General features: G+C 42.9%; 15 protein-coding genes. 4 read left to right on the forward strand and 11 right to left on the reverse strand.

Translation table 11 applies throughout. The features are described 5' to 3' along the window. Positions 1-12: 12 nt before the first annotated feature. Positions 13-894: an inositol oxygenase family protein gene (locus tag NAF19_RS23600; protein ID WP_252792816.1), complete on the reverse strand. Its 882-nt coding sequence runs from the start codon at positions 892-894 to the stop codon at positions 13-15. 475 nt (positions 895-1,369) lie between these two features. Next, positions 1,370-2,410: a LacI family DNA-binding transcriptional regulator gene (locus NAF19_RS23605; protein ID WP_252792817.1), complete on the reverse strand. Its 1,041-nt coding sequence runs from the start codon at positions 2,408-2,410 to the stop codon at positions 1,370-1,372. Positions 2,411-2,768: 358 nt separating this feature from the next. Here NAF19_RS23605 and NAF19_RS23610 point away from each other — a divergent pair, with 358 nt between their 5' ends. Then, entirely contained in the window at positions 2,769-6,218 is a 3,450-nt protein-coding gene (locus tag NAF19_RS23610) for an ABC transporter permease (protein ID WP_252792818.1), read from the forward strand. A gap of 813 nt (positions 6,219-7,031) precedes the next feature. On the opposite strand, the gene NAF19_RS23615 is transcribed toward NAF19_RS23610, so the two are convergent. Together NAF19_RS23615 and NAF19_RS30665 are read right to left on the reverse strand one after the other, a co-directional pair. Then, the gene (locus tag NAF19_RS23615) at positions 7,032-7,688 is read right to left on the reverse strand and encodes a hypothetical protein (RefSeq protein ID WP_252792819.1); all 657 of its coding nucleotides are present in this window, start codon (positions 7,686-7,688) and stop codon (positions 7,032-7,034) included. A 121-nt stretch (positions 7,689-7,809) separates the two neighbouring features. Further along, entirely contained in the window at positions 7,810-8,898 is a 1,089-nt protein-coding gene (locus tag NAF19_RS30665) for a TlpA disulfide reductase family protein (RefSeq protein WP_305884795.1), read from the reverse strand. Positions 8,899-9,083: 185 nt separating this feature from the next. Between NAF19_RS30665 and NAF19_RS23630 the strand changes: the two genes are divergently transcribed. Then, on the forward strand, positions 9,084-10,163 hold the full coding sequence (locus NAF19_RS23630; RefSeq protein ID WP_252792820.1) for a sensor histidine kinase: 1,080 nt from the start codon (positions 9,084-9,086) through the stop codon (positions 10,161-10,163). Beyond that, the gene (locus tag NAF19_RS23635) at positions 10,160-10,834 is read left to right on the forward strand and encodes a LytR/AlgR family response regulator transcription factor (RefSeq protein WP_252792821.1); all 675 of its coding nucleotides are present in this window, start codon (positions 10,160-10,162) and stop codon (positions 10,832-10,834) included. Before NAF19_RS23630 ends, NAF19_RS23635 begins: the two co-directional genes overlap by 4 nt. A gap of 184 nt (positions 10,835-11,018) precedes the next feature. On the opposite strand, the gene NAF19_RS23640 is transcribed toward NAF19_RS23635, so the two are convergent. Together NAF19_RS23640 and NAF19_RS23645 are read right to left on the reverse strand one after the other, a co-directional pair. Further along, a complete protein-coding gene (locus NAF19_RS23640; RefSeq protein ID WP_252792822.1) occupies positions 11,019-12,374 on the reverse strand; it encodes an ATP-binding protein in 1,356 nt (451 codons plus the stop codon). 122 nt (positions 12,375-12,496) lie between these two features. Further along, entirely contained in the window at positions 12,497-13,957 is a 1,461-nt protein-coding gene (locus tag NAF19_RS23645; protein WP_252792823.1) for an alpha/beta hydrolase-fold protein, read from the reverse strand. A 485-nt stretch (positions 13,958-14,442) separates the two neighbouring features. On the opposite strand from NAF19_RS23645, the gene NAF19_RS23650 reads away from it, so the two are divergent. Further along, the gene (locus tag NAF19_RS23650) at positions 14,443-14,739 is read left to right on the forward strand and encodes a hypothetical protein (protein ID WP_252792824.1); all 297 of its coding nucleotides are present in this window, start codon (positions 14,443-14,445) and stop codon (positions 14,737-14,739) included. Between the two features lie 66 nt (positions 14,740-14,805). Here the strand turns inward: NAF19_RS23650 and NAF19_RS23655 are convergent, their stop codons facing one another. The 5 genes from NAF19_RS23655 to NAF19_RS23675 all read right to left on the reverse strand — a co-directional run bounded on the left by NAF19_RS23655 (position 14,806) and on the right by NAF19_RS23675 (position 22,969). Continuing rightward, positions 14,806-16,980 (reverse strand): ATP-binding protein, encoded by a 2,175-nt coding sequence (locus NAF19_RS23655; protein WP_252792825.1) that lies wholly within the window; start codon positions 16,978-16,980, stop codon positions 14,806-14,808. A 7-nt stretch (positions 16,981-16,987) separates the two neighbouring features. Beyond that, on the reverse strand, positions 16,988-19,126 hold the full coding sequence (locus NAF19_RS23660) for a sensor histidine kinase (RefSeq protein ID WP_252792826.1): 2,139 nt from the start codon (positions 19,124-19,126) through the stop codon (positions 16,988-16,990). A 172-nt stretch (positions 19,127-19,298) separates the two neighbouring features. Further along, the gene (locus NAF19_RS23665) at positions 19,299-20,045 is read right to left on the reverse strand and encodes a LytR/AlgR family response regulator transcription factor (RefSeq protein ID WP_252792827.1); all 747 of its coding nucleotides are present in this window, start codon (positions 20,043-20,045) and stop codon (positions 19,299-19,301) included. A 60-nt stretch (positions 20,046-20,105) separates the two neighbouring features. Beyond that, positions 20,106-20,927 carry a helix-turn-helix domain-containing protein gene (locus tag NAF19_RS23670; RefSeq protein WP_252792828.1) on the reverse strand — a complete coding sequence of 274 codons (822 nt, stop codon included), beginning with the start codon at positions 20,925-20,927 and terminating at the stop codon, positions 20,106-20,108. 35 nt (positions 20,928-20,962) lie between these two features. After that, complete coding sequence (locus tag NAF19_RS23675; RefSeq protein ID WP_252792829.1) at positions 20,963-22,969, reverse strand: sensor histidine kinase; 2,007 nt, start codon at positions 22,967-22,969, stop codon at positions 20,963-20,965. Between the last annotated feature and the right edge of the window lie 46 nt (positions 22,970-23,015).

Raw genomic sequence — 23,015 nt, forward strand, 5'->3', positions numbered from 1 at the left:
ATACCTGCCCTTTTAAAATTTCAGGGTTGCCGGTAAATATTTAGCTACAATATCCTCATAATAGGGCCGCAGCTTATTCCAGTCGGGGATCTCGGGACTTTTTGAATATAGATCATAGGGATTAAACAGCGCGACCGATTTAAATAAACGGTGATCGTCTGCTGTCATCAGGTGGCTGTAAGCGTTTTCCCGGTGTTGCGGGTAAAATGAGTGATAACGGAGCATATAAAGCGCCTCTTCCGGAAGGTATGGCTTCATCATGTGATAAATATACTCATCGTGCCCCCAGGTCATGTGCACATTATCCAAACCACAATTGGGTTCGTATACGCCATATTTGGTATTGTAGCGCGGATCGTAATGATCTGCGTTATCTGTAAAGTATTCAGAGAAAACAATTTTATCAGAAAAAGCGCAGCCCACAGGATAGCTATCCCCTACTACCGCCCATTGAGGCTCACCAAACAGGCACAGCACTTTCCCGAGGTCGTGAAACAAGCCGGTAAGCACCATCCAGTCGGGGCGGCCATCAGCCCGGATAGCTTCGGAGGTTTGGAGCAGGTGTTGAAACTGATCCAGGTCGGTATCAGGATCTGAATCGTCAACTAACTGATTTAGGAAATCAAACGCATCCCACACCGACATTTCTTTTTTGTCGAATTTTAAATACTGCTCTTTTTTCTGCAGCACAAAATCATAGGTCTGGTTAATATGCTGTAAACGGTAAAATTCCCTAACGGTATCTTTAAGCGTAGCTTCATAATTGCGATATGCTGCTGTATCCCGGCCCGCCGCTATGGTGTCGGCATCAGGGTAACGAACTAACAGATCATCTTCCCATTCATCAACAGATGCCAACGGGTTTTGATCCTGTGCTTGTGTGATCTTGCTCATGATATTCAATAAAGGTAATTGGTTTCGTATTAAGCCTGTTATCAAATTTCTTAATAAAAAGGAGCGTTTCTCATGGGTTAGCCAGATTTATCTACGTAAACGTTTACATTTTAAACCAACAGGATTACGATATGCAGCATTGCTGTTAGACCAGGTGCAAATTAGAATGTCGCGCAATCACGAAACGTTCCGATGGAACGTAAAACCTCTTCGTGAATTTTCTACCGACGAAGTGCTCCTATGGAGCACGCTGCAGCATCGTCCCTTGAAAAAAATTAAACGCGGGCGAAGCTAAAGTCTCCCCAACCGGGGGAGATTTAGAGGGGGCTTTACGCTTTGGTTCCCTTAACTTAATGACATTGCCCTAAGGGACGATTGGTCGGTAGAAAAATATTAATGAATTGATAGTGTTCCGTTAGGAACACTTGGTGATATGCGACAATTTGATTTATGCCCGTTAGCCATTCCAGGCTGGTCACCTCAAACCTGTTGAATCCCTTATAATTAGTTTAGACGGCAAAACCAAATGCTGGTTTTCCAATTGGATGTATTTGTAGGTTAAGTATTCAATAAGCAGTTCCGCAGCCTTTTGGCCCATCTCAAACGCAGGTTGTTGGATAGTGGTCAATGCAGGATTGAGAATGCCGGCCGTAAGCTGGGTGGTAAAGCAGGCTATTTTAATATCAGCAGGAATTTTTAAGCCAATCAGCTGACAAGCTGTATAGGCGTCAGTCGAAAGGTGCTCAACCGTCAATAAAAGCCCATCAGGACGTGCCTTCAACAGGTGATCGCGGATCATAGCGATGTTATCGGCTGAATGTTCATTCGCGCAATGAATAATATCCGGTAATCCAGGTTTGCTATGATTATCAATCAAGGCTTGCCGATAGCCCTCTTCCCTTGCAGAAAAGATTGAGACACCTCCCCGCACTGTTATCAACGAGATCTTTTTACAGCCATTATCCAGTAAATGGCAGGTCGCGTTATACGCGCTTTCGAAATCATCAGTTTTTACGCTTGCAGCGTTAATTTCTTTAAAATCGCGGTCAAAAAAAACGATAGGAATACCTTTCCGTTTGAGGGCATTAAAATGATCGCCATTGCGCGTGTTACTTGCAACGGAAATTAAAACCCCATCAACACGGCCATTCGTCAATTCATTAATAACCGACATTTCACGTTCGTAGCTATCATGTGTCATGCAGATCAGTACCCGGTATTTTTTCTTGTCGGCCACACTTTCGATCCCATTGATAACCTGGGTAAAAAAACTGTCACCTATTTCAGGCACAACGATGGCCAGGGTGTATGTTTTATGACTCCTGAGACTGCTGGCCTGGGTATTAACCACATAGTTTAAACGGGCCGCGGCTTCCTTAACCCTGGCTTTGGTTTGATCGCTAACCTCATAACTATCTTTAAGCGCCCTCGACACCGTGGCAATCGACAAGTTCAGCTCCCTGGCGAGCATTTTCATATTGATCTTGCGATCATTTGACTCATCGTTCATGTTCATCTTTTGTGGACGTAACTAAATAGAAGTTTATTTCGAGTGAAGCATGTTATGTATACTCCCCGGTTCGAACAAATCTTGAATATTTATATAACTAAACCAAAAAATACCGGGCTTTTTTGTTGAACGCCTGTTTCTGCCAACGCGATTAGCTATTAATCATGCGTTTTAACAAAATCTCAAAATGTATCAAACGCCGTCCTAAGTTATTTATAAAACGGTTCGGTTTTTACCCGGCGGGAATCAAAAGCGAACAGCGGGCTGTTCGCTTTTATTACATAAATATTTATGACAATTATATAATTTACTAACAATCAGTTAAGTATGTAACTTGGAATGATAATTGAAATATTGAACATACTTGAGATCTTATTTTTTTCATATCAGCCTGTATGACCTGGCCTCGGTGGGAACCCTGTTCGCGGGACTGACGCTTGCGTTGCTTTTAGGATTCGCAAAAAGGGCTGGCCAAACAGCCAACTTGTTTTTGAGCCTGGCCCTGGTCGTAATCGCATTGAAGACCGGTGGGCTCACACCGTTTTTTTTACCAGCACTGGGACCGCTATTGTATTTTTATGTACGACAGCTAACATGCCACGACCGGCAATTCCGCCCGAAAGATATGTTGCATTTCTCCCTCCTGTTTATTGGATATTGGATGCCGGCCTGGCTGGTTATGATTTCGGTTATCATCTACCTGTACCTGTCGTACCGGCTTATAGAGAATTTTTATAACCGCCTGCGACCGGTACTGATGGACAGGCCGCGTTTTGCTTTCAGGCGTCTGGAAAGGGCGTTAGTTTTGCTCGGCATGCTTTGCGTGTTATCGCTGTTTAGTGATACTTTTAGTTTGGCTGTTGCTTTTGTACTGATTGAAATGGCTGCGGAAGCAATACTCAAATTGGATACCGGTGCACAACTGGCAATGCCAATAACCAACAGATCGGATGCGAGAGAAAAAAGCAGGAGACTAAAGGAAGCCGTGGCGGCAAACCGCCTCTACGAGGATGCCGAACTGACATTAACCACCCTGGCAGTGAAACTGCAAATTCATCCGCATGATTTGTCGCGGATCATTAATGCGGGGCTGGAAAAGAACTTCAGCGATTTTATTAATGAATTTCGGGTTCGTGAAATTGCCCGGAAAATGCAGGAACCGGGTTACGACCAGCTTACCCTGCTGGGTATCGCCTATGAATCGGGGTTTAATTCTAAAACCACTTTTAACAGGGTTTTTAAAGAGATGACCGGCAAAACCCCGGTGGAATATAAAAACAGCTTTAAAAAAGAGGTACCAATTGATAAGTTGGCACCCCGGTTACCAATACGGCCGGTAATATTGCGTTCGGAAAGCCCGCTAAATCGGGGCCCTGAAACATTAAAACGCAATATCATGATTAGAAATTACCTTAAGATCGCTTACCGCCAACTGCTCAGACAAAATATGTATGCAGCGATCAAGATCGGCGGATTTGCCCTGGGCATAGCTGCCTGTTTGCTGATAGGATTGTATATCCGCGATGAAACAAATTTCGATCGCACCTACCCTGATGCAGACCGAATTTACCGCATTGCAGGCGATGGCAACTGGGACAGAGGTTTCGACTGGCCGGCGCCAATGGCCAAAGCAATTAAGAACGATTTTCCGGAAGTAGAATACTCGGGGCGTATAAACGCCGCAGGCAACCTGGAACTGCGCCGCGCCGACCAGGCGCAAAACACTTTCGAGCAAGGCTTTGTTTATGCGGATCAGTCGTTCCTCGACGCTTTGCAATTGCCAATGGTATTTGGTAGCGGGAAAACGGCTTTAAAAGAGCCGTTAACCCTGGTGATCACCAAAACAATGGCCGACAAGTACTATCACGGCCAAAACCCGGTGGGCCAGGTGATGTACCTTGATAATGATAACGCTCACCCTCATCGTATCAGCGCAGTAATGGCCGACATTCCTACGACCTCGCATTTACACCAGTTCAATTTTTTCCTGACGCTGGCCGGGATGGAATTTGGCAGTGGCGAGCAAAATAACTGGGGCTGGTATAACTACCGGATATACGTTAAACTAAAAGCCGGCGTCAATGCGGCGGCATTTGAGAAAAAACTTACGGCTGACCTTGTAAAGAATTATTTGCTGCCGGAATCGCTCAGGGAGGGTAGAAAAGACGCCGAAAAAGAGGTTAAAGGAATTTCCCTGCACCTGCAACCGGTAACAGACGTTAATCTTTATTCGTACGATTTGCCGGATGGATTCCCGCACGGCGATATCCGTTTTATCTGGCTGTTTGGGGCAATCGCCCTATTTATTTTGGTAATTGCCTGTATCAATTTTATCAATCTCTCTACTGCCAAGTCGGCTAACCGGGCCAAAGAAGTCGGACTGAGAAAAGTGGTTGGTTCGTCCCGCGGCAGCCTTATTAACCAGTTTCTGACAGAATCCATGGTTTACAGCCTTATTTCGTTTGTACTGGGGTTGTTCATCGCCTGGCTCGTATTACCTTATTTCAATACGCTCGCCTCAAAATCGCTAATAATGCCCTGGGGCGAGTGGTGGCTGGTGCCTTGTGTCTTGGTTTCGGCTGTGATAGTTGGTACATTTGCCGGGATATATCCCGCAATTTATCTGTCGTCCTTCAGGCCGGCACAGGTTCTTAAAGGATCGATAGCAAATGGCAGCAAAAGCCCATTGCTGCGCAACGGCCTGGTAGTTTTCCAGTTTGCGACGTCTATTATATTGATCATCAGTACAATAGTTATTTACACCCAAACACACTTTATTCTGAACCGTAAACCAGGTTTTGACAAGGACCAGGTAATGGTGTTGCAAGGCACAAATACACTGGGCGATGCTAACATAAAAACGTTTAAAAACGAACTGTCTAAGATGGCGTCGATCAAAAGCGTTTCCATCAGCGACTATCTGCCGATAGAAAACAGCAAACGCAATCAGAATGCTTTCTTTAACGAGGGGCGTGAAAAACTGGATGCCAGTGTAGGCGGTCAAATATGGCAGGTTGACGACACCTACCTGAAAACTCTGGGCATCAAAATGGTTGAAGGCCGGAATTTTTCGTACGACCGGGCTGACGACACGGCGGGGAAAACAGTTGTCATTAATCAATTGATGGCCAAACAACTGAACCTGGTAAACCCGGTGGGCAAACGCATCAGCAATGGTAATACGTTTACAGTTATCGGGGTGGTGCAGGATTTCAACTTTAATTCCATGCGCGGCGATATCGATCCGCTGGTATTTCACTTTGGCATAAGCCCATCAATGATGACGGTAAAGTTCAGTGGGGCGAATGTGCAAAATACCGTTGCCGGCGTTTCGGCCGTTTGGAAAAAGCTCTCACCCAATCAACCGATACGTTACGATTTCCTGGATGAGCAGTTTGCTGGCATGTATGCCGATGTATTACGCACGGGAAACATCTTTACCACCTTCGCAGTGCTGGCCATAATTATTGCTTGTTTGGGACTTTTCGCGCTTTCAGCGTTCATGGCCGAGCAACGCAGCAAAGAGATCGGTATTCGCAAGGTATTAGGCGCCAGTGTGCAGGGCATAACCACATTGCTGTCGGTAGATTTTGTCAAGCTGGTGTTGCTGGCTATTTTGATTGCATCGCCCATTGCCTGGTGGGGCATGCAAAAGTGGCTCCAGGATTTCGCTTCTGCTTATAGAATTTCCATCAGTTGGTGGATGTTTGCAGCAGCCGGGCTGGGCGCTATTTTGATTGCATTGGTAACGGTAAGCTTTCAGTCGGTCAGGGCTGCGCTGGCCAACCCGGTTAAGAGCCTTCGGTCGGAGTAGTGTTTGAACCCGACGGCTTCAACGAAAAAAGCCTTCAGATTGATTTCTGGAGGCTTTATTTTTTTTAGTGTTCATACGACATGATCGTTCGAAGCTGGGAAACTTCGGACGGCGGAGAAAACATTTTTGAATTCAATTGGTTTAGTTTAACAACTACCTCATTAAAATGGATTTAAACCATCATGTTAAGTTTGTGATTGACCTTACAACTTGCCCGGTTCATAATCAAAAAGCGGTAATTGGGATTAGCGGTAATAATATAACATTCAAATGTTGTTGTGCTGACTTTGAAATTACTTGTTTACAAACCCTAATTAAGTTATTTGAATCGGACAGGGAACACATGAAGAAGTACGGTAAGAAGGGAAAATATCCTGTTTAGCAATATTTTGTTCCTTGTCTATTTCCCTTATTTATGTTTTCATCAATAAAAATTTCAGATGAAATGGCGGAATTCACCGAATTTGAAATATTTAATCCCACTGTTCCAGCTGTCTGTAGTTAGCACCTAAATAAAATCGAACAAACTGTCTATGTCGACATTCTGATTCCAGGCAGGCATAGTTGGCCGCGCTGGAATATCATAATCTTCGCCTAAGTAAACCAAACCAGCCACAACCGGATTTTGATGAATGTAATCGATCCGCAAAAACAGACTGCATCAGGGACATAAACAAATCAAAGAAAAGAGAGCTACGCATTATTTATGATATAGCCTCTTTTTGTTTAATATGCAATCTAACAGCAAAGCTGATATTACGCCTTATAGAAAGAAATATCAAACTAAATTTGTGTGTTTATACCCCTGATACATCACTTGATATATTTTATTTCCAGGTTCGCAAAGTCATTCGTCAGTGCATCTGAATACAAGCCGAATAGACCATCCTGCCGGTCGCTAAGCATGGTCACGGTTAACGACGGAGTTGCCGAGTGGTTTACATATACGGTCAACTGCTTTCCATTTATCGCTATGGTGGCATGGAACCAATCGTCCATTTCGGGCGCCGGGGTTACCTTGTTTTCATATACACCGGGATGTTCTTTCCGCAGGCGCGAAAAATCGTTGTCGGGTATATGCATATAAGCAACCGACCATTTATGCCTGCTGGTATCAGCGTGCTTAAAATTAAACGGTCGGAAGTAAAGTATGTCGCAGGTAGTAGTGTCGGTTCCATGGAAGGCTATACCCAGGAAGCTTTGCAGGAAAATATTTTTTCCGCGTAAGTCGATATCGATGGTACCTTGTTTGAAATCGATCCCTTTGATCCAAACAATCCCTTTAGTGGTGATGGCCCCCTTTTTATTATCCTCCAGTATTTTAGTTTGATGGGATGGGACGGTGACTATCCTGTCATCTTTTAATAGTTGTTGCAGGTTATATTTCTGTACCTGGGCATCTGCCGTTAATGCGCTAATGGAAGTAAGTACAAACAAAAGCGTTAAAAGTAATTGCGTCTGTCTTTTCATGCCGGTATTTTTAGACGAAAATACTTGTTACGATTTGTTTATGCTATTCAATCACATTCAAGTTCATTTCAAGTTGCAGATATAGGTAACAGATAGCCTATGATCAGGCATAAATTTTCAACTACGGCAGTAACTTTTCCAGTTTATCATCTAATTCTTTTCCACGCAGATTCCTGGCTATAATAATTCCGTTCTCATCAATCAGGAAATTGTTTGGTATCGCGTTGACGCCGTACATCAATGTGGCCTGGTTTTTATCACCACGCAGATCGCTGACATTTTCCCAAGTCAACTGATCGTTCTTTACAGCCGCTAACCATTGGCTTTTACTTTCATCCATTGACACACCAAGGATAGCAAAGCCTTTTGCTTTGAAGCGGGCATATGTTAGCGCCAGCTTGGGGTTTTCTTCACGGCAGGGTCCGCACCAGGAAGCCCAGAAATCGAGTAAAATATATTTGCCTTTAACCTGTGATAGCTTAACCGCTTTTCCTGCCGTATTCATTTGTTCGAAATCGGCGTAATGATCCCCAACTTTCAGATCCCTGTTTAACAGCAGGTAATCATTAATCTCGTAACCGTAGCGGGTGGCCTTCATTCCGGGTGTAAGGTTTTGATAAAGCGCCCGGGTTGTTTCCCTTCCCCAGGTGGTGGCATAAATGCTCAGTATGTTAACCGCAACAAGCGAATTCGGATTTTTTCGCACCCAGTTCTTTTCTACCTCTTTTCCCTGGTCTTCGAAAGACCTGATCTGTGACAGCAGGGTTTTTCTTACGATGCTGTCTTTTGTCTTAGCCAGGATCCGGTCAAGGCTGTCTGCCGCTTCGTTATAGGGCCTTCGCAACCTTTCGAGCCGAATATCTTCATCCTGGGTGGCAGAGCCGCTGATCTGCCCTTTTTTGAACTCGCCGGCCTTAAGAATCATACTTATGGCAGTGTTCTCCAGCCAAAAATGTACATAGTTGGTATATTTCGCAGTATGCAGGTATACAGGCACCGCTTTTTCTGCGATCCTGCCGCTCATGCTAAATTTCCCTCCCAATACCCGGCAGGAGTCAATTTGTTTATCCGGCGAAACCGTGCGCAGATAAAGCCAGGTGCTGTCGGGTAAGCCGGTAACCGTTCCGTTGATCCGGTAGCCGGGTTCAGGCAGGGTAAACGCAAAGGCAGATAAGATACAGGCTGCCAAAAGGAAGGTAAAGTGTTTCATTGTTTCGGGTGGATTATTTATTCCAAAATTACATAGCAGAACCATAGCATTTTAAACAATTAGACTGGGTGGCTTATATTTTCGACGGGGCATACATCGGGAGCTTTAGTCGAAAAAATAAGGGTCTTGGTCGAAAAAGGGAACGCGACCATTCCCGGCTTGGCGGATATTCCCTATTTTGCACCATGAAGGCGAGCCACTTTACTATTAACCGGAAATATTTCTGGATGGAATTCGGCTTTATTTTTTTCCTTTCGTTCGCCATAACCCTCATCAGCGACCTGGAATACAGCGCTTACGTACAACATAATATTTCCAAATTTAGTGACGACTTTGGCTACAGGGTGGTGACCGAATCCCTGGCGTTGATCTGTTACGGGATATATTACTGGGGGTTTTTAAAAGTTTATGTATTCAGGCGCAGCTTATTGGGAGTTATCCTGTGCAGCATCGCTTTTGTTATCCTCGACCATATATTTGATAAATACGTCACCAATTGGATACTGGCCCATACCGACTTCATATCAACGGCATTCCGTAAACGTGCGCTGGATGAATTGCGCGATCCACGGATTGTTTTTACTTTCAATTATGCGTTGATCTCGACCATTTTCCCACTCACCGGGCTGGCTTTCGTGGTGCGGTCCTTCAGCCAGGATAATGAGCTGAAAACGCTTAAGGAACAGCAACTGCTTTCGGAGCTTAATTACCTCAAGGCGCAGCTCCATCCGCATTTCTTTTTCAACACCATCAATAACATATATGGGCTGGCACTTAAACAATCCACTGACACCGCACCAATGGTGGCCCGCCTGGGTGAAATGATGAGATATATCCTGTACGAAGCCGACCAGGAAACGGTGCCCCTATCCCGCGAAATTGCTTTTTTATCGGGTTATATCGAAGTGGAGAAAATACGCCACCAGAAGGGCACAAATATCCAATTTGATGTGCAGGGCATCCTGCCGGAATATCGTATTGAGCCGTTGTTATTACTTCCATTTATTGAGAATGCATTTAAGCACGGCCTGGAAGAGGAAACCGGGAACGGATTTGTGCATATTGTGATCTGCCAGACTGACGAGGACCTTACGCTCCAAGTAAGCAACAGCATTCCGGAATCTGCAAAGGGAAAAGAAGTAGCGGGAATAGGGATTAAGAATGTGCGTAAACGACTGGATATTTTATACCCGGGCCGTTATCAGCTTGAAATGAACGAGGCGCCGGGTATTTATGAGGTAACTTTAATCCTGCCCAACGTATGATCAAATGTATCATTATTGATGACGAACCGCTGGCGCTGGAAATACTGGAGCATTTCATCAGCCGTACGCCACAATTGGAATTAGTGGCCAAATGCGGTAATGCCATTGACGCTTTTAAGCTACTGCATGAGCAGCAGGTTGACCTGATGTTCCTGGATATTAAAATGCCCGGCATTAGCGGACTGGATTTTGCCGCCTCTCTGAAAAACCCGCCCGCTATTATTTTCACAACCGCCTTTGCAGAACATGCCGTTAAAGGTTTCGAGCTGGATGCCGTTGATTACCTGCTTAAACCCATTACCTACGAACGGTTTGAGAAAAGCATTAATAAACTCGTGAAAGTATGGCAACCCGAAACCGAAGCGCCTAAAGACTACACTTACTTTAAAGTATCGGGGCGGTTGCTTAAAATTCAGCATGCAGAGCTATTCTATGCACAGTCGGTTAAGGATTATATTTTGATATGTACAAAAACCGGCAACCACCTGGTGCACATGACCATGAAATACCTGGTTGAATTGCTTCCTTCACCGGCATTTCTGCGGGTGCACCGCTCCTACCTGGTTAACCTGTCGCTGATTAACCTGGTGGATAAAAACAGCATCCAGGTTGGTAATAAACGTATTCCTGTTGGTGAAAACTATAGGGATAATTTGGAAAAGATTGGATGATTGTGCGGTTTGAATGGTGTAGGCAAAGACTATCATAGTCGTTCAAAGTTTGGGAACTTCGAACAGCGGGGAGCTATAGCTTAAATTGTTAATGTTTTTTGACGTGAATCGTGAGCGTGCCGCTCACAACCGTTCCTGTCAAGGCGTCTGCGCCTGGACAGGAACGGTATAATTTTAAAGGAACTCAATTGGCTATATTCAGCGTCTTGTTCTCTTTTTTTAATTCCTTTTTTATGCCGGCCATTAATTCCTGCTTCGTCGCTACCGAATCATTACGGCCGATGGCAGCCAACGCACAGAAACGTAATACGTTAATGATGGCCCCACCTGTCAGTTCGTATTCTTCGGCAATTTTTTCAATGTCGATATCAGGGTGCAAGGTGCATTTTCCTGAAAAAGCGCCTTGCCAAAGCAGGCGTCGTTCTTCTGTCGTTGGCATCGTAAAATGAATAATAGCCTGAAACCGGCGTATAAAAGCATCATCCATATTTGCCAGCAGGTTTGAGGCCAGGATCACAACGCCCGGAAAATCTTCAATCCTTTGTAGCAGATATGCGGTTTGTTGGTTGGCATGCCTGTCTCTTGATGAATTGGCGACCGTATGTTTCCCGAATAAAGCATCGCTCTCGTCAAAAAACAATATCCAGTCCTTATGCTGTGCTATATCAAATATCTTTGATAAATTCTTTTCAGTTTCATCTATATATTTTGATACAATTATTGACAGGTCCACTTTATAAACATCCCGCCCGGAAGCTTTTCCGATGAGGGTAGCGGTTAGGGTTTTGCCTGTACCGGGGGGGCCGTAAAACAAAGCCCTGTAACCTGGCTTTATTTGTTTAAAAAGCCCCCAGTCTTCCATCAATGTTGTGCCATGTTGCAACCATGCGTTAATCTCGGCTACCTGCTCCATCACTGAATCATCCAACACAATATCATCCCATTCCATGTTGGTGGTTATTTTTTGGGCCGGAAATGAAGCGCTGTTTTCTAGCCTGAAATGCTCGCCGGTAATAAAATAGTGTAGCCAGCGCTCACTTAAACCAAGCACCCCACTAAACTGCGGCACATGGGCCTCTGTTTTGCCCAGTATAAGCACTTCCTCTTTCATTAAAATGCTGTCCTCGCCAAGTGTGTTCATTACGCTGATCCGTAATCCAGGTTCAGTAGCTGTTACCAGGAAACAAAAAGTTTGGCCGGTTGGCAAAAACCCGCTGTAGCTTCTATCGGTTATCCCGCCAAATTCTGTAAAGCCCCGATCATAAATTTGGTTTTTCCCAAAAAAAACATCCAGCGCTTCGGGGCGTATGTGCGGCGCCATGGCAAGGGCAATGGCAAGCCTGGCGTATGTATCCAACCCCCATGTATTAACAATTTCTGCATAAGGGCAATCAAGCCCTGATAAATCGGGCACTGGGATTTCGGTCCAGTGTTTTTCGTGGCCTTCCTGCAACAGGTAAGTACTAATCACCTGGCTGATCACACTTTGCAGCCAGTCCAGTTCTTTATGTAGTATCAAGATGGCGCTTTCAGTTTCCATAGTTCAAAAATAATTTTTCGATATCTTCGGGGTCAGCCCCACTGTCCGGGCTGTGTCTGCGGACTACTATGTCTATAGCAGTTTACAACTACAGCAGGCTTTTCAAATTTCCTTACCGCCTATTACTTATTCTTAGCCAGCCAATCCGCATACTTCTGTTTTAGAAACTGGTAGCCGTCTTTTACATATTCGGGCGATGAAACTGTAAAGTGGTCGCCAGGGTAATATGCAAACTGGAATTTTGAATTTAGTTTCTTCATTTCACCGTCCAGCAGCACTACCGCATAGTTTAAAAGGAAATTGTCCTGTTTGCCTACCGAGATGCGCAGCTTGCCGTCCAGGTCGGGTTTTATTTGATCCCACTTGGTGCGCAGGTACAACGAGATGTCGTAATTTTTCCAGTACGAAACCACAGCGGTATCTATCTCGCCGGTTGCGTAGTTGCAAAGCTGCTGTGGCGCTCCGTCGGCCCCTTTTTTGCTGAAGACAAAGTTAAACGAGTGCATTTGTTCGCCGCGGTATACCGCGTTTTCAGCCAGGTAAATGTCCTTCATAGTAACCCATGGGAAAAATCCGGCAATCGTAGCAACTGAATTAAGCGTGCTGTCTTTACCATAAAACATATTTTTATCGGCGTAGAGGTTAATCTTTTGAAAGCTTCTGAAATCAACCGGGTCGGGCGAGCTTGACCAGGTACCATCAAAAACCTTTGGGTAATGTGTTTGCAGCCAGGCTACCGTCCAGCCGCCGCTGCTGTGGCCAGTCAGCAATTTCGCTCCATTGCAACGGAATTGTTTTTCGAGCGCGGGGATAAATTCTGTTGTTAACGCATCGCCCCAGGGGCCATTGTTATCGCTGTTGGCATAAACGCTGTGCCCGCCGGAGCAGTTACCATCAAGGTAAACCGTAATAACCGGGATAGTGTCAATGGGCGCGCCCGGCACAGTCGACCCCGAATAGCGGTGATAATCGCCGCCATAACCTGAGACCTTGAAAAGCACAGGGAATTTCCTATTTGGGTCCGAACTATATTCCTTCGGTAAAATAACGGCTGCATCAACTGTTACCGGCCTTCCCTGCGATTTGGTGAGCAATGCCGATGGCACCCTTAACTCTTTAACCACCGCTGTCTCCTTAAATTCAGGTGCGGGGATAACCTTGTCTGCTAATAAATGATATACCAATTTAGTGTTTTTGTCGATATCGACCTTTATCGGTTCGCTGTATATGTTCCCCGGACTTTCGGCTATGGCGCGACCGCCTAAGTTTTTGTCCCATACTACTTCAGCGTAATACGGCCCGCGCTGGATATCGGTAAGTGCTGCAGGGTAGCTGTTGGCGTCATCGTTTATTTTAACAGTGCCGCCGGGTTTTATATTTTTTACATATACCGAAAAGTAGGCCGTTTTGCCGAAACCCACCATGCCGCCTGTTGGAGCCTTGTCTTTCGACAGGTACAAAACAACATAGCCGGTAAACGGCTGGCTGGAACCGGGAGAAACGTAGCTTACCTCGAACTGTTGCGCAAACGCACCAGTAATAACTGACGAAACAAGTAAAAGGCTGAATAAGATTTTTTTCATTTTATATTGAATTTTTGATAGCACAAATAAAGGCGGAATTTTCGTTATTGAGCACATGTTGGACAAGCGCTTGAAGAAAAGGTCAGCAAAATCCACACAATTATTTGTATAAATAAATAAATTAGTTCGGTTTTAAAAAAGGAAAACGGAATTTTTCTGAATAAACGATTATAAAACATTACCAAAATAAAAATCAAAAAAATTAGTATTTCCAGCATGTTAATATAAAAAAAATACATATCCAGAAAGTGTACATTTTTTACAAAAAGGTAGTTAATTATCCAGCAAACACCAAAAAAAATAGCTGATCCGAATATAATTCTGAAAATAACCTTGAATACTCCCATATTTTAAATTTTTCGGACCTGTAAAATAAACTGTGTCACGCCCGGGCAGGCTCCGACACCATGGGTTGATTGGGTTAAATTTAGGAAAATATTGGAGGAACGGATTATGGGTATGATTTTTAAAATTAACTTAGCTACATGAAGGTGCTATATCGCTGGCGTTGCCAAATGGAAATCCCAATGCTTGATGAGGCGGAGTATGGGAAGGCTGCGCAACTTTACCGAAATGCATTTCACACCAGCGGTACTATCCAACAACGAATGCAACCGTTATTAGAATATTACAAAGAAGTTACCGGAATTGATGAAACCGTCCCAAATGCAGTTATGCATCATAGAATAAGCATATATGGCCCTCCCTGTGAAAGTTGCGGCAAAAATTACAGAACGCCTTTAGCCTCATTTTGTGCCGCTTGCGGGCATAGAAGAAATTAGTAAATAACTAATATACATCTAAGTAAATGTGCGCGGTTTTAAGTTAAATACCAAGGTTGAGCAAATCTAAATTTGTAAATGAATTGTAAAAACCGTGTACTCGTCTTCTTGGGAATCAACAATAAGCTCACCTCCATGCCCCTTCACAATTATATCATAAGACAGCGACAATCCCAAGCCAGTGCCCTGGCCGGTAGGTTTAGTTGTAAAAAACGGTTGCATTATTTTTTCCTTGATAGCGTCCGGAATACCCATGCCATTATCTTTTACTTGAATAACCAATTTCTTACGCTCAACATAAGTCGATACCCTAACTTCGGGTTTATAATTAACTAATTTCATTTGGTGTTTTTGATTTACAGCATAAAAAGCATTGTTGAACAGGTTTATTAATACTCTGCCAATATCCTGCGGTATCACGTTTATCTTAGGTTGGTTGGAATCAAAATCAGTAACCAATTCAACACTAAAGGTGTTATCTTTTGATCTTAGCCCTTGGTAAGCCAGCCGCAAATATTCGTCGACAAGTTGGTTAATATTAGTCAGCTCACTCGTACCGCTGGTAGTTTTGCTGTGCAATAGCATGCTTTTAACAATGGCATCAGCTCGTTTGCCATGGTAGTTTATTTTTTCAAGGTTCTGTTTAATATCTTGTGCTATAACTTTTGCTTCATTTGCATTGCCCTTTTCAAGTTCTTGCTCCATCTCATCTATAAGTTCGGTGCTTACTTCTGAAAAGTTGTTTACAAAATTTAATGGGTTTTGAATTTCGTGGGCTATACCTGCGGTAAGTTCGCCCAGTGTAGCCAATTTCTCTTTTTGGATCAGCTGCGACTGCGTCGACCTTAGTTCGATAAGCGATTGACTTAATTCGTTTGTTCTTTCATGTACCTGTATCTCCAAACGCTCGTTTTGAGCTTCCAAAATTTCCTGCTTTTCCTTCTCCTGGAGAATATTCTTAGCAGATAATTCCTCTATTTCGTGGAGCTTTTCATTTAACGAACGGTTGGTATAAGCGAAATCGAGACCGAGAAAAATTGAAACAGCTAAGGGAATGCTTAAAAATGAGAGAATATAAAAAACGATCCTGGTGATTGACAAATCAATCAGAAAAGAACTATTTGGCAAAAGTGCATAGGTAAAGAATATGGAAAAAAATATGAAATAACATATTGTCCCTGCCAAAATGATCCACGCGCCCCTGATCTTTACTTTGGTAGCCTGGTAGGCAATACGTGTTAAACCCATTCCAATAAAGATTTCCATTAGTGCACCGCCAAGTTTCCATCCAACATTATATGGCCATGTATTTAAAAATACACTAATAATGGAAAGAATCACCAACACCCAATATGCCTTATCTTTTTGCCTGGCGAGCAAATTATACAGCGCCGAAAGGAGGAAAACATTACATGCAAGCCGCAGGTCCATCGAAAAATTTGCAAGAAAAAATTTAGAGGCGACGAGGTTTGATCCGCTAAAGAAATAATGCTGCACAATATTGAACAACAGAAATCCCAGGGCATAAATACAGAACGACAGGTTTGCTTTTTGAGTGGGGTAAAACAAAAAAAAGGCGAAATGAAGAATAATTAATATCATACAGGCCCCCATGATAAAATAATGCATAAATAGCATTGAACCTGTGCCTGATTGAAACTGATCTATTGCACCATCTACCGTCAATAGCTGTATTTGCACAGCAAAATTTCGGGTTTCATACATGGTCGTGTATCTTACGCCGGGCTGTAAAACATACCGAACCGCCAATACATGTGTTGCCCTTTCAGAAATGGCAAAGGATAACGGTTTGTAAATAGGATCGTATGCTATTATTTTTTCGGGGTCGTTACTGATTACACCAAACCGGTGTATCAATCTTCCATCTACGTACAATTCTGAGGCACCCGAGATCTGCATTACTGCTGCCAGGTTTTTATCCTCCAAACTATCAAATGCAAAACGCAAACGGAACCAGCCAATAACTCCCGGTTTTAATAATGGCAATTGATGGATATCCTGCATCGGATTTACCAATGCCCATTTGGTATCATCAAAACCCGGATTTGCCCAATCAGGGTTATCGCCATTGGTATATCGCCATCCCTTATCAAGCATAATTCCTTTAGCCGATAATTTCCCAAGGTGCACAATTCCCGGGTTATCCTGCCCAAAACCATGGTTAATAATGCATGCCATGAGCGTGATAATACCGGAAATGATTTTAATAATTATTTTCATCGTGCGATTATCTTATAGGAATTGTGATAATAAACTCTGCCCCCTCGCCCTCAATACTATTAACCTTTATATTTCCTCCATGTCCTTTTACTATCATATCATACGCTAAAGATAAACCTAAACCAATGCCCTCGCCTGTAGGTTTCGTAGTAAAAAATGGCTGCATTATTTTTTCCTTAATAGCGTCAGCTACGCCAACACCATTATCTTTTACTTTAATTACAATCTGCTCATTTTCTGCAAGTGTGGTTACGGATACTTGCGACTGGTAATCAAATTCCACAGTTTTAGATTTTTGCCTTACACTATAAAATGCGTTATTAAATAAGTTGAGCAACACTCTGCCAATGTCCAGCGGTATTACATTAATTTGGGGCAAATCAAGATCAAGGTCGGTCGCCATTTCGGCATTAAAACTTTTGTCCTTTGATCTTAACCCATGGTAAGCCAAACGGAAATATTCATCGGCAAGGGCATTAATGTTAGTAAGCTGTTTACTACCGCTACCGGATTGGCTGTGCAACAGCATGCCTTTTACAATGGCATCAGCACGTTTGCCGTGATAGTTTATTTTTTCAAGGTTTTGTTTTACATCCTCCGCTATTGCTTTAGCTTCATCGGTATTCCCACCATCAAGCTCCTGTTTCATATCAGCAATAAGTTCGGTGCTTACTTCAGAAAAATTATTTACAAAATTCAATGGGTTTTGTATCTCGTGGGCAATGCCGGCAGTAAGTTCACCCAAAGAAGCCATTTTTTCGGCTTGAATAAGTTGCGTTTGCGTTTCTTGCAGATGAGTAAGCGATTGGTTAAGTTCTGAGGTTCTTTCCCTCACTTTCGTTTCCAATAATTCATTTTGAAAAGACAATAGTTCCTGTTTTTCTTGTTCCTGCGCAATTGTTTGCGCGGACAATTGCTCAACTTGATGTAGTTTTATTTGAAGAAGCCGGCTGTCTAACGCAAATTCACGACCTAAAAATATAGAAATACCTAATGGAGGCCCTAAAGTTGCCAAGTAAATAGAAGCAATATAAGGTACAAGACGTATCGTAGGAAAGTCGCCGGCAAAATATAAATTAATAATTGTACCGATAAGCCCGATCAGGAAACCAGCCGAAACAAGTATAGCGCCCCTTCTTTTATACCATATTGCTTTTAGAGCGAGTAATAGTTCGGTACCTGTAACAATCACTATCACTACAAAATATATGTTGAATTTTTGAAAACTGAAAACAAAGTCAGTTATGCCAACTACCGCTATGAAGATCAAAAGCTTATAATACCAACCCGAATTAAACTTAAAAAGTGTATTCAAAGCTTTTATCCCCAATAAAGCGCTGATAACATAAAATGGCGAACCGATCAAAACATTATAGATCCAAATTTTAATAAGTTGCGGCAAGGTACCAATGCATGAAGAAAATAGAAAAATAGCGAAACATAAAGCATAAGCGGCGAAATACAGATTGCCCTTGTTTTTAGTATTATAACGAAATAATATAATATGCAGGATACTTAATAAAACTAAAATACTGAATCCTACCAGCAATGCGGTTTGGATATCATTACCCTGGTTAATATTATTAATAATTTGTGGTCCGTTTACAAAACGTGCGTCTATGATCGGTGGGAACAGGTAGCCGTTGAAATATTTAAGATCAGACTCGTGAGCAAACCTAACAGCCAAAACTTGTACGTTGCTGTCCGTTAATGGCAATTCGATAGGGCTGAGATCAAAAACTCCGTTGCCTAACTTTGAACGGCTATCGATAACTCCTCTTTGGGCTATTAATTTGCCGTTCAAAAACACTTCCAAAGCCGGGCTCTGTGCAACTATAATTGCTGCATTTCTTCGTAAACCGGGCGCAATACTGAGTTTTATTCTTAACCAGCCAATACCCTGCTGTGCTGCTTTTGGTAAATTAGGTAAGCGCAAAGCGGGGTTTAAAAGCTGCCAATTATTATCATTATAATCGGTTTTGGCAAAGGCAGGATCATCGCCAGTTTGAAACTTCCATCCATGGTGAAGATAAAATCCATTACCGGATAATTTATCGATTACTATTACACCCGAAGTGTCATTTTTTATGGCAGCCGTAGCAATTGAAGAAAAAAGAAGAGAAAGGATAAATAAAAACTTATTCATTGCGTCGGTAGTTTGAAACAATCGTAATTTTTTGATCTTTAGTAGCGAAATGAATGATACCCGATTCTACCTCAACAATTAACTCACTTTAAACACAACCAAATTAAAAAATTAAAAGTAGGTTTTAAATTCAATATCAGTTCTTTTAATAAATAATATCCTAATTTTACGTTTACAACCAACCAAATTTTTCTATTAGCCTTTCCTTTTGATTGCGGGCAACAGGTATGTTTTTATCGTTCGAAAGGGTTAGGTAATTACCTTCGCCACGTACATACTTTTTAATGTGATCAAGGTTGACCAGGTATTGGCGGTGTACCCTTAAAAAATTCCGTTCTTCTAATACCTCCTGTATGTCGCCCAGGGTTTTGGCTACGGTATGCTGCTGGCCGCCAAGCATAGTAAAGCGGGTATAATTATTGTCCGACTCGCAATAGATCACATTTTTTATCTCTACAAAAGTTACCCCGTTTTGAAAAGGCAATGCAATTTTATCGGGAAACGCTTTTTCTCCGCCCTGCAATTGCTGTTTAAGCAGGCTAAGCTGCTGTTTATCGGGCCATTTGCGTTGCTCGGCCTTTTCTACAGCGGTTTTCAGGTCTTTTCCGTCAATAGGTTTAAGCAGGTAATCCAATGCACTAAAGCGAAATGCTTTAACTGCAAACTGATCATAAGCAGTTACAAAAACAAGGCTGAAATTAATTTGACCTATTTTTTCCAATAGCTGAAAGCCGTTCATTACCGGCATTTCGATATCAAGGAACACCAGGTCGGGCAGTAGCGCGGTTATTTTTAAAAGGCCTTCCTGGCTGTCGGTACATTCGGCTACTACCTGTATCTGCGGGCAATACATTTTTAGCTGCAAGGCCAATAGCTTTACGCAATCCGGTTCATCATCTATAATAATAGCTTTAAGCATTGTGGTATCTGTAAATTTTCTCTTTGATGTCGCGATATCTAAATTATTTAAGATGTAAGATCAACCTATGCCTAAAAGCCGCTCGGGCGCTGCGGCCTGTGCCTCGATTAAAGCCTGTGGCAAAGTATTAGCAAACTGCCTGAAATCCTTAACCAGGTGCTGGTAATCATGATAACCAGCTTGAATGGCAACGCTTAGCCAATTGCTTTCGGGCTCGCGGTCCTTAATTTGGTAAGCATGGTAAAAGCGGTTAATGCGGGCATATAGCTTTGGGGTAATGCCAGTTTGCTGCATAAACCTGCGCTCAAACTGGCTAACAGACAAGCACGACAGGCCGGCCATTCTCTTTATTTCAAAATCGCCTGGCTTTTCTGTAATTACCCGCATCACTTTATCGATAGGATAAAAATCGGCTTTTAAATTGCATATCCTTTGCCAAATATATTCCTCAACAATTTGCACTATCCCTTCGTAGCTGTCGGAGTTTGCCATGCGCTCATGCAACTGGTTTATTTTTGGCAGGATGGCTTCGGCATCAATGCGCTCGTCAATAAATTCGGTAAGCGGCAGGCGTAAAAACTTAGCTAAAGTGCCGGGCTGGAAATTAACCGCGAACATCAGGTAATGCGGCGAAAGATAAAAATCGAACCTTGACACCTGCGAACCATTGATGGCGGTTTTGGCAAACGTTTTTGAGGTGCCGGTTTTGGGATCAAATGCTTTTATCCCGCCTCGTAAGTAAAACACCAAACTATGTTGTGTATTTGCAGGAAATGGTTTTACGGGCGGTGGCGCATTATTGTCAAAAACGAAATGCAGCAGAAGGTAATCCTTTACAAATGTTTTTAAATGTGGTGCTGGTGGTATTACGCTGTGAATCATTTTTTATTTGATCGGTAAACGAGCCTTATTATAATTTAAACAGGTATTTGAATGGTTACTTTTGTCCCCGTGGCGTTGTTCATACTATCCTTCATATCAGTAATGGTAACATCTGCCTTCATCTCATACAATTGATTAATGATATCTATCCGTTCGGAAGTCATTTTTAATCCGAACGATTTTTGCCGGGTAGCCGATTTGCTTTTGTACGCTGCTGCCAATTCACGCCCGACACCGTCGTCCATAATTTCAATATGTAACAGGTGTTCTGATGGCTGCGTTACAGCTATCTTAATATTCCCGCCTTCTTTTTTATGCATTAAACCGTGCCATATAGCATTTTCTACATACGGCTGTAGTAAAAGGGGCGGGATATCGGTGTATTGCTGATCTATTGCCGGGTCTACATTAATTTCATACCGTACTTTGTTCTTAAAACGCATGGCCTCCAGCTCAATATACAGGCGCAGCGTTTCCAGTTCTTTTTGCAGGGTTACCTTTTCCGATTGTGAGTTTTCCAGTACCAGCCTGATGAGCTGCGAAAAAATGGTAAGATATTCGGATGCTGTTTGTGAATCATTTTCGAGTGTATAAAGCTTAATGGAGTTAAGGCAGTTGAATATAAAATGAGGGTTCATTTGCGCACGCAATGCCGTCATTTCGGTTTCTGCTATTTTTTGTTCAAACTCTGTTTGCACCTGTTTTATCTTTTGCGCTTCGCTGATATTGTTTTGTATCTGAAGCTCCCGGATCTTTTTATCCAGCGCACTTTCTAACTGCAGGGCATAGGTTTTTTGCAGGGCGTTTTTCTCTGTCAAAACCAGCTTGGCACGGTATGATAAAGCAAACGAAAAGCAAATGGCTTCGATGGTTAGGCCCAATATCAAAAATCCGGGAACAAAAACGAGTATGAGAAATAATTCGGTGTTTCGGGATGGCACCAAACCAAAAATACCTGTTATGGGGATACACCAAAGCAACAACAGGCTGAGCAAGCCACCAAACAGGAACCATTTTACGGGGTCTTTACTTAAGGCGGTTAGCGCCAGTAAAATAAGGTGCATGATGATTATCGGCAAGAGGGATAAAACCAATGAATAATAATTGGGATTAAACATGAACCACCCCCAATGTACTTGCAGAAATTCGATAACTATTTGTAAAACGGCAATGGTTAACAGCACTTTTACAGCTATCCATGTTTTTTTAAAATGTACAGGCAGTTTTAACATGCTCCCGATAAAAAGTGTGTAGAGTACCGGAATCAGAAAAAGGTAGCAGGAAAAAATGATGTCTCTTACCAGGGTAGGAAAGAACATCAGCTGCAGCCTGATATCAATCCAGAATAGTGAAGCAAGCAGGGCTGCAAACGTATAGCCAATATAGAAGATGAAGGAAGTGTCACGATATAAATAATACTGGTAGAGTGCATAAATACCGATGAAAAGCAGGCAGCCCGTTAATACGGCAAGCAGCAGGAACAGGTAACGGCTTAAGTAGTTGCCAACAGCAGCATCATTTGCCGACAGGTATGGCGTTTTAAGGTAAATGCCTGCGTTCATCAGTTGCTCTTTCCTGTCCTCGTTCCGTGCCCAATAGGTAACTGTGGAGTGCGGCAATATTTTTATCGGCAGCCCGAATTGATTGATGAGCGGAACATTTGCCTGGAAAGCGCCGCCAACCCCAATAAGCTGTTTATTGTTATATAAGCGCGAAAAATAATGGGCGCCTACATCCACCCGTAAATCAACAGTATCTGTTAATGAAGTATTACTGATGATAAACTTATGCCACTGGATGATAAGTGGCCTCGACGAGAATTTCTCCTGCCTGTACTCCGTTTTAAATGGGCCGAACACCTGCCTTTTTGCTTCAGTAAAGGTTAGTGGCTTATCTGACGTTTCCTCGAAAAACAAACTTTTGTCGGCAATATCCAGTGATTGTTTCCATTTGGGTTGCCCATTTAATACGATGGTATCCTGCGCCGCAAGCCGTGAACTGACAACAGTGAACAGGAATACGAAAAACAGGATTCGGCGCATACGGAAACTTATAGCATTTAAACTTACTTAAAGCAAACTGCATTAC

It is taken from the genome of Mucilaginibacter flavidus, assembly GCF_024055575.1.
Classification (GTDB): domain Bacteria; phylum Bacteroidota; class Bacteroidia; order Sphingobacteriales; family Sphingobacteriaceae; genus Mucilaginibacter; species Mucilaginibacter flavidus.

Excerpts from the sequence above, each read along its gene's own strand:
- NAF19_RS23600 (WP_252792816.1), bottom strand. The coding sequence starts at position 894 with ATGAGCAAGATCACACAAGCACAGGATCAAAACCCGTTGGCATCTGTT.
- NAF19_RS23605 (WP_252792817.1), bottom strand. The coding sequence starts at position 2,410 with ATGAACATGAACGATGAGTCAAATGATCGCAAGATCAATATGAAAATG.
- NAF19_RS23615 (WP_252792819.1), bottom strand. The coding sequence starts at position 7,688 with ATGAAAAGACAGACGCAATTACTTTTAACGCTTTTGTTTGTACTTACT.
- NAF19_RS30665 (WP_305884795.1), bottom strand. The coding sequence starts at position 8,898 with ATGAAACACTTTACCTTCCTTTTGGCAGCCTGTATCTTATCTGCCTTT.
- NAF19_RS23630 (WP_252792820.1), top strand. The coding sequence starts at position 9,084 with ATGAAGGCGAGCCACTTTACTATTAACCGGAAATATTTCTGGATGGAA.
- NAF19_RS23635 (WP_252792821.1), top strand. The coding sequence starts at position 10,160 with ATGATCAAATGTATCATTATTGATGACGAACCGCTGGCGCTGGAAATA.
- NAF19_RS23640 (WP_252792822.1), bottom strand. The coding sequence starts at position 12,374 with ATGGAAACTGAAAGCGCCATCTTGATACTACATAAAGAACTGGACTGG.
- NAF19_RS23645 (WP_252792823.1), bottom strand. The coding sequence starts at position 13,957 with ATGAAAAAAATCTTATTCAGCCTTTTACTTGTTTCGTCAGTTATTACT.
- NAF19_RS23650 (WP_252792824.1), top strand. The coding sequence starts at position 14,443 with ATGAAGGTGCTATATCGCTGGCGTTGCCAAATGGAAATCCCAATGCTT.
- NAF19_RS23655 (WP_252792825.1), bottom strand. The coding sequence starts at position 16,980 with ATGAAAATAATTATTAAAATCATTTCCGGTATTATCACGCTCATGGCA.
- NAF19_RS23660 (WP_252792826.1), bottom strand. The coding sequence starts at position 19,126 with ATGAATAAGTTTTTATTTATCCTTTCTCTTCTTTTTTCTTCAATTGCT.
- NAF19_RS23665 (WP_252792827.1), bottom strand. The coding sequence starts at position 20,045 with ATGCTTAAAGCTATTATTATAGATGATGAACCGGATTGCGTAAAGCTA.
- NAF19_RS23670 (WP_252792828.1), bottom strand. The coding sequence starts at position 20,927 with ATGATTCACAGCGTAATACCACCAGCACCACATTTAAAAACATTTGTA.
- NAF19_RS23675 (WP_252792829.1), bottom strand. The coding sequence starts at position 22,969 with ATGCGCCGAATCCTGTTTTTCGTATTCCTGTTCACTGTTGTCAGTTCA.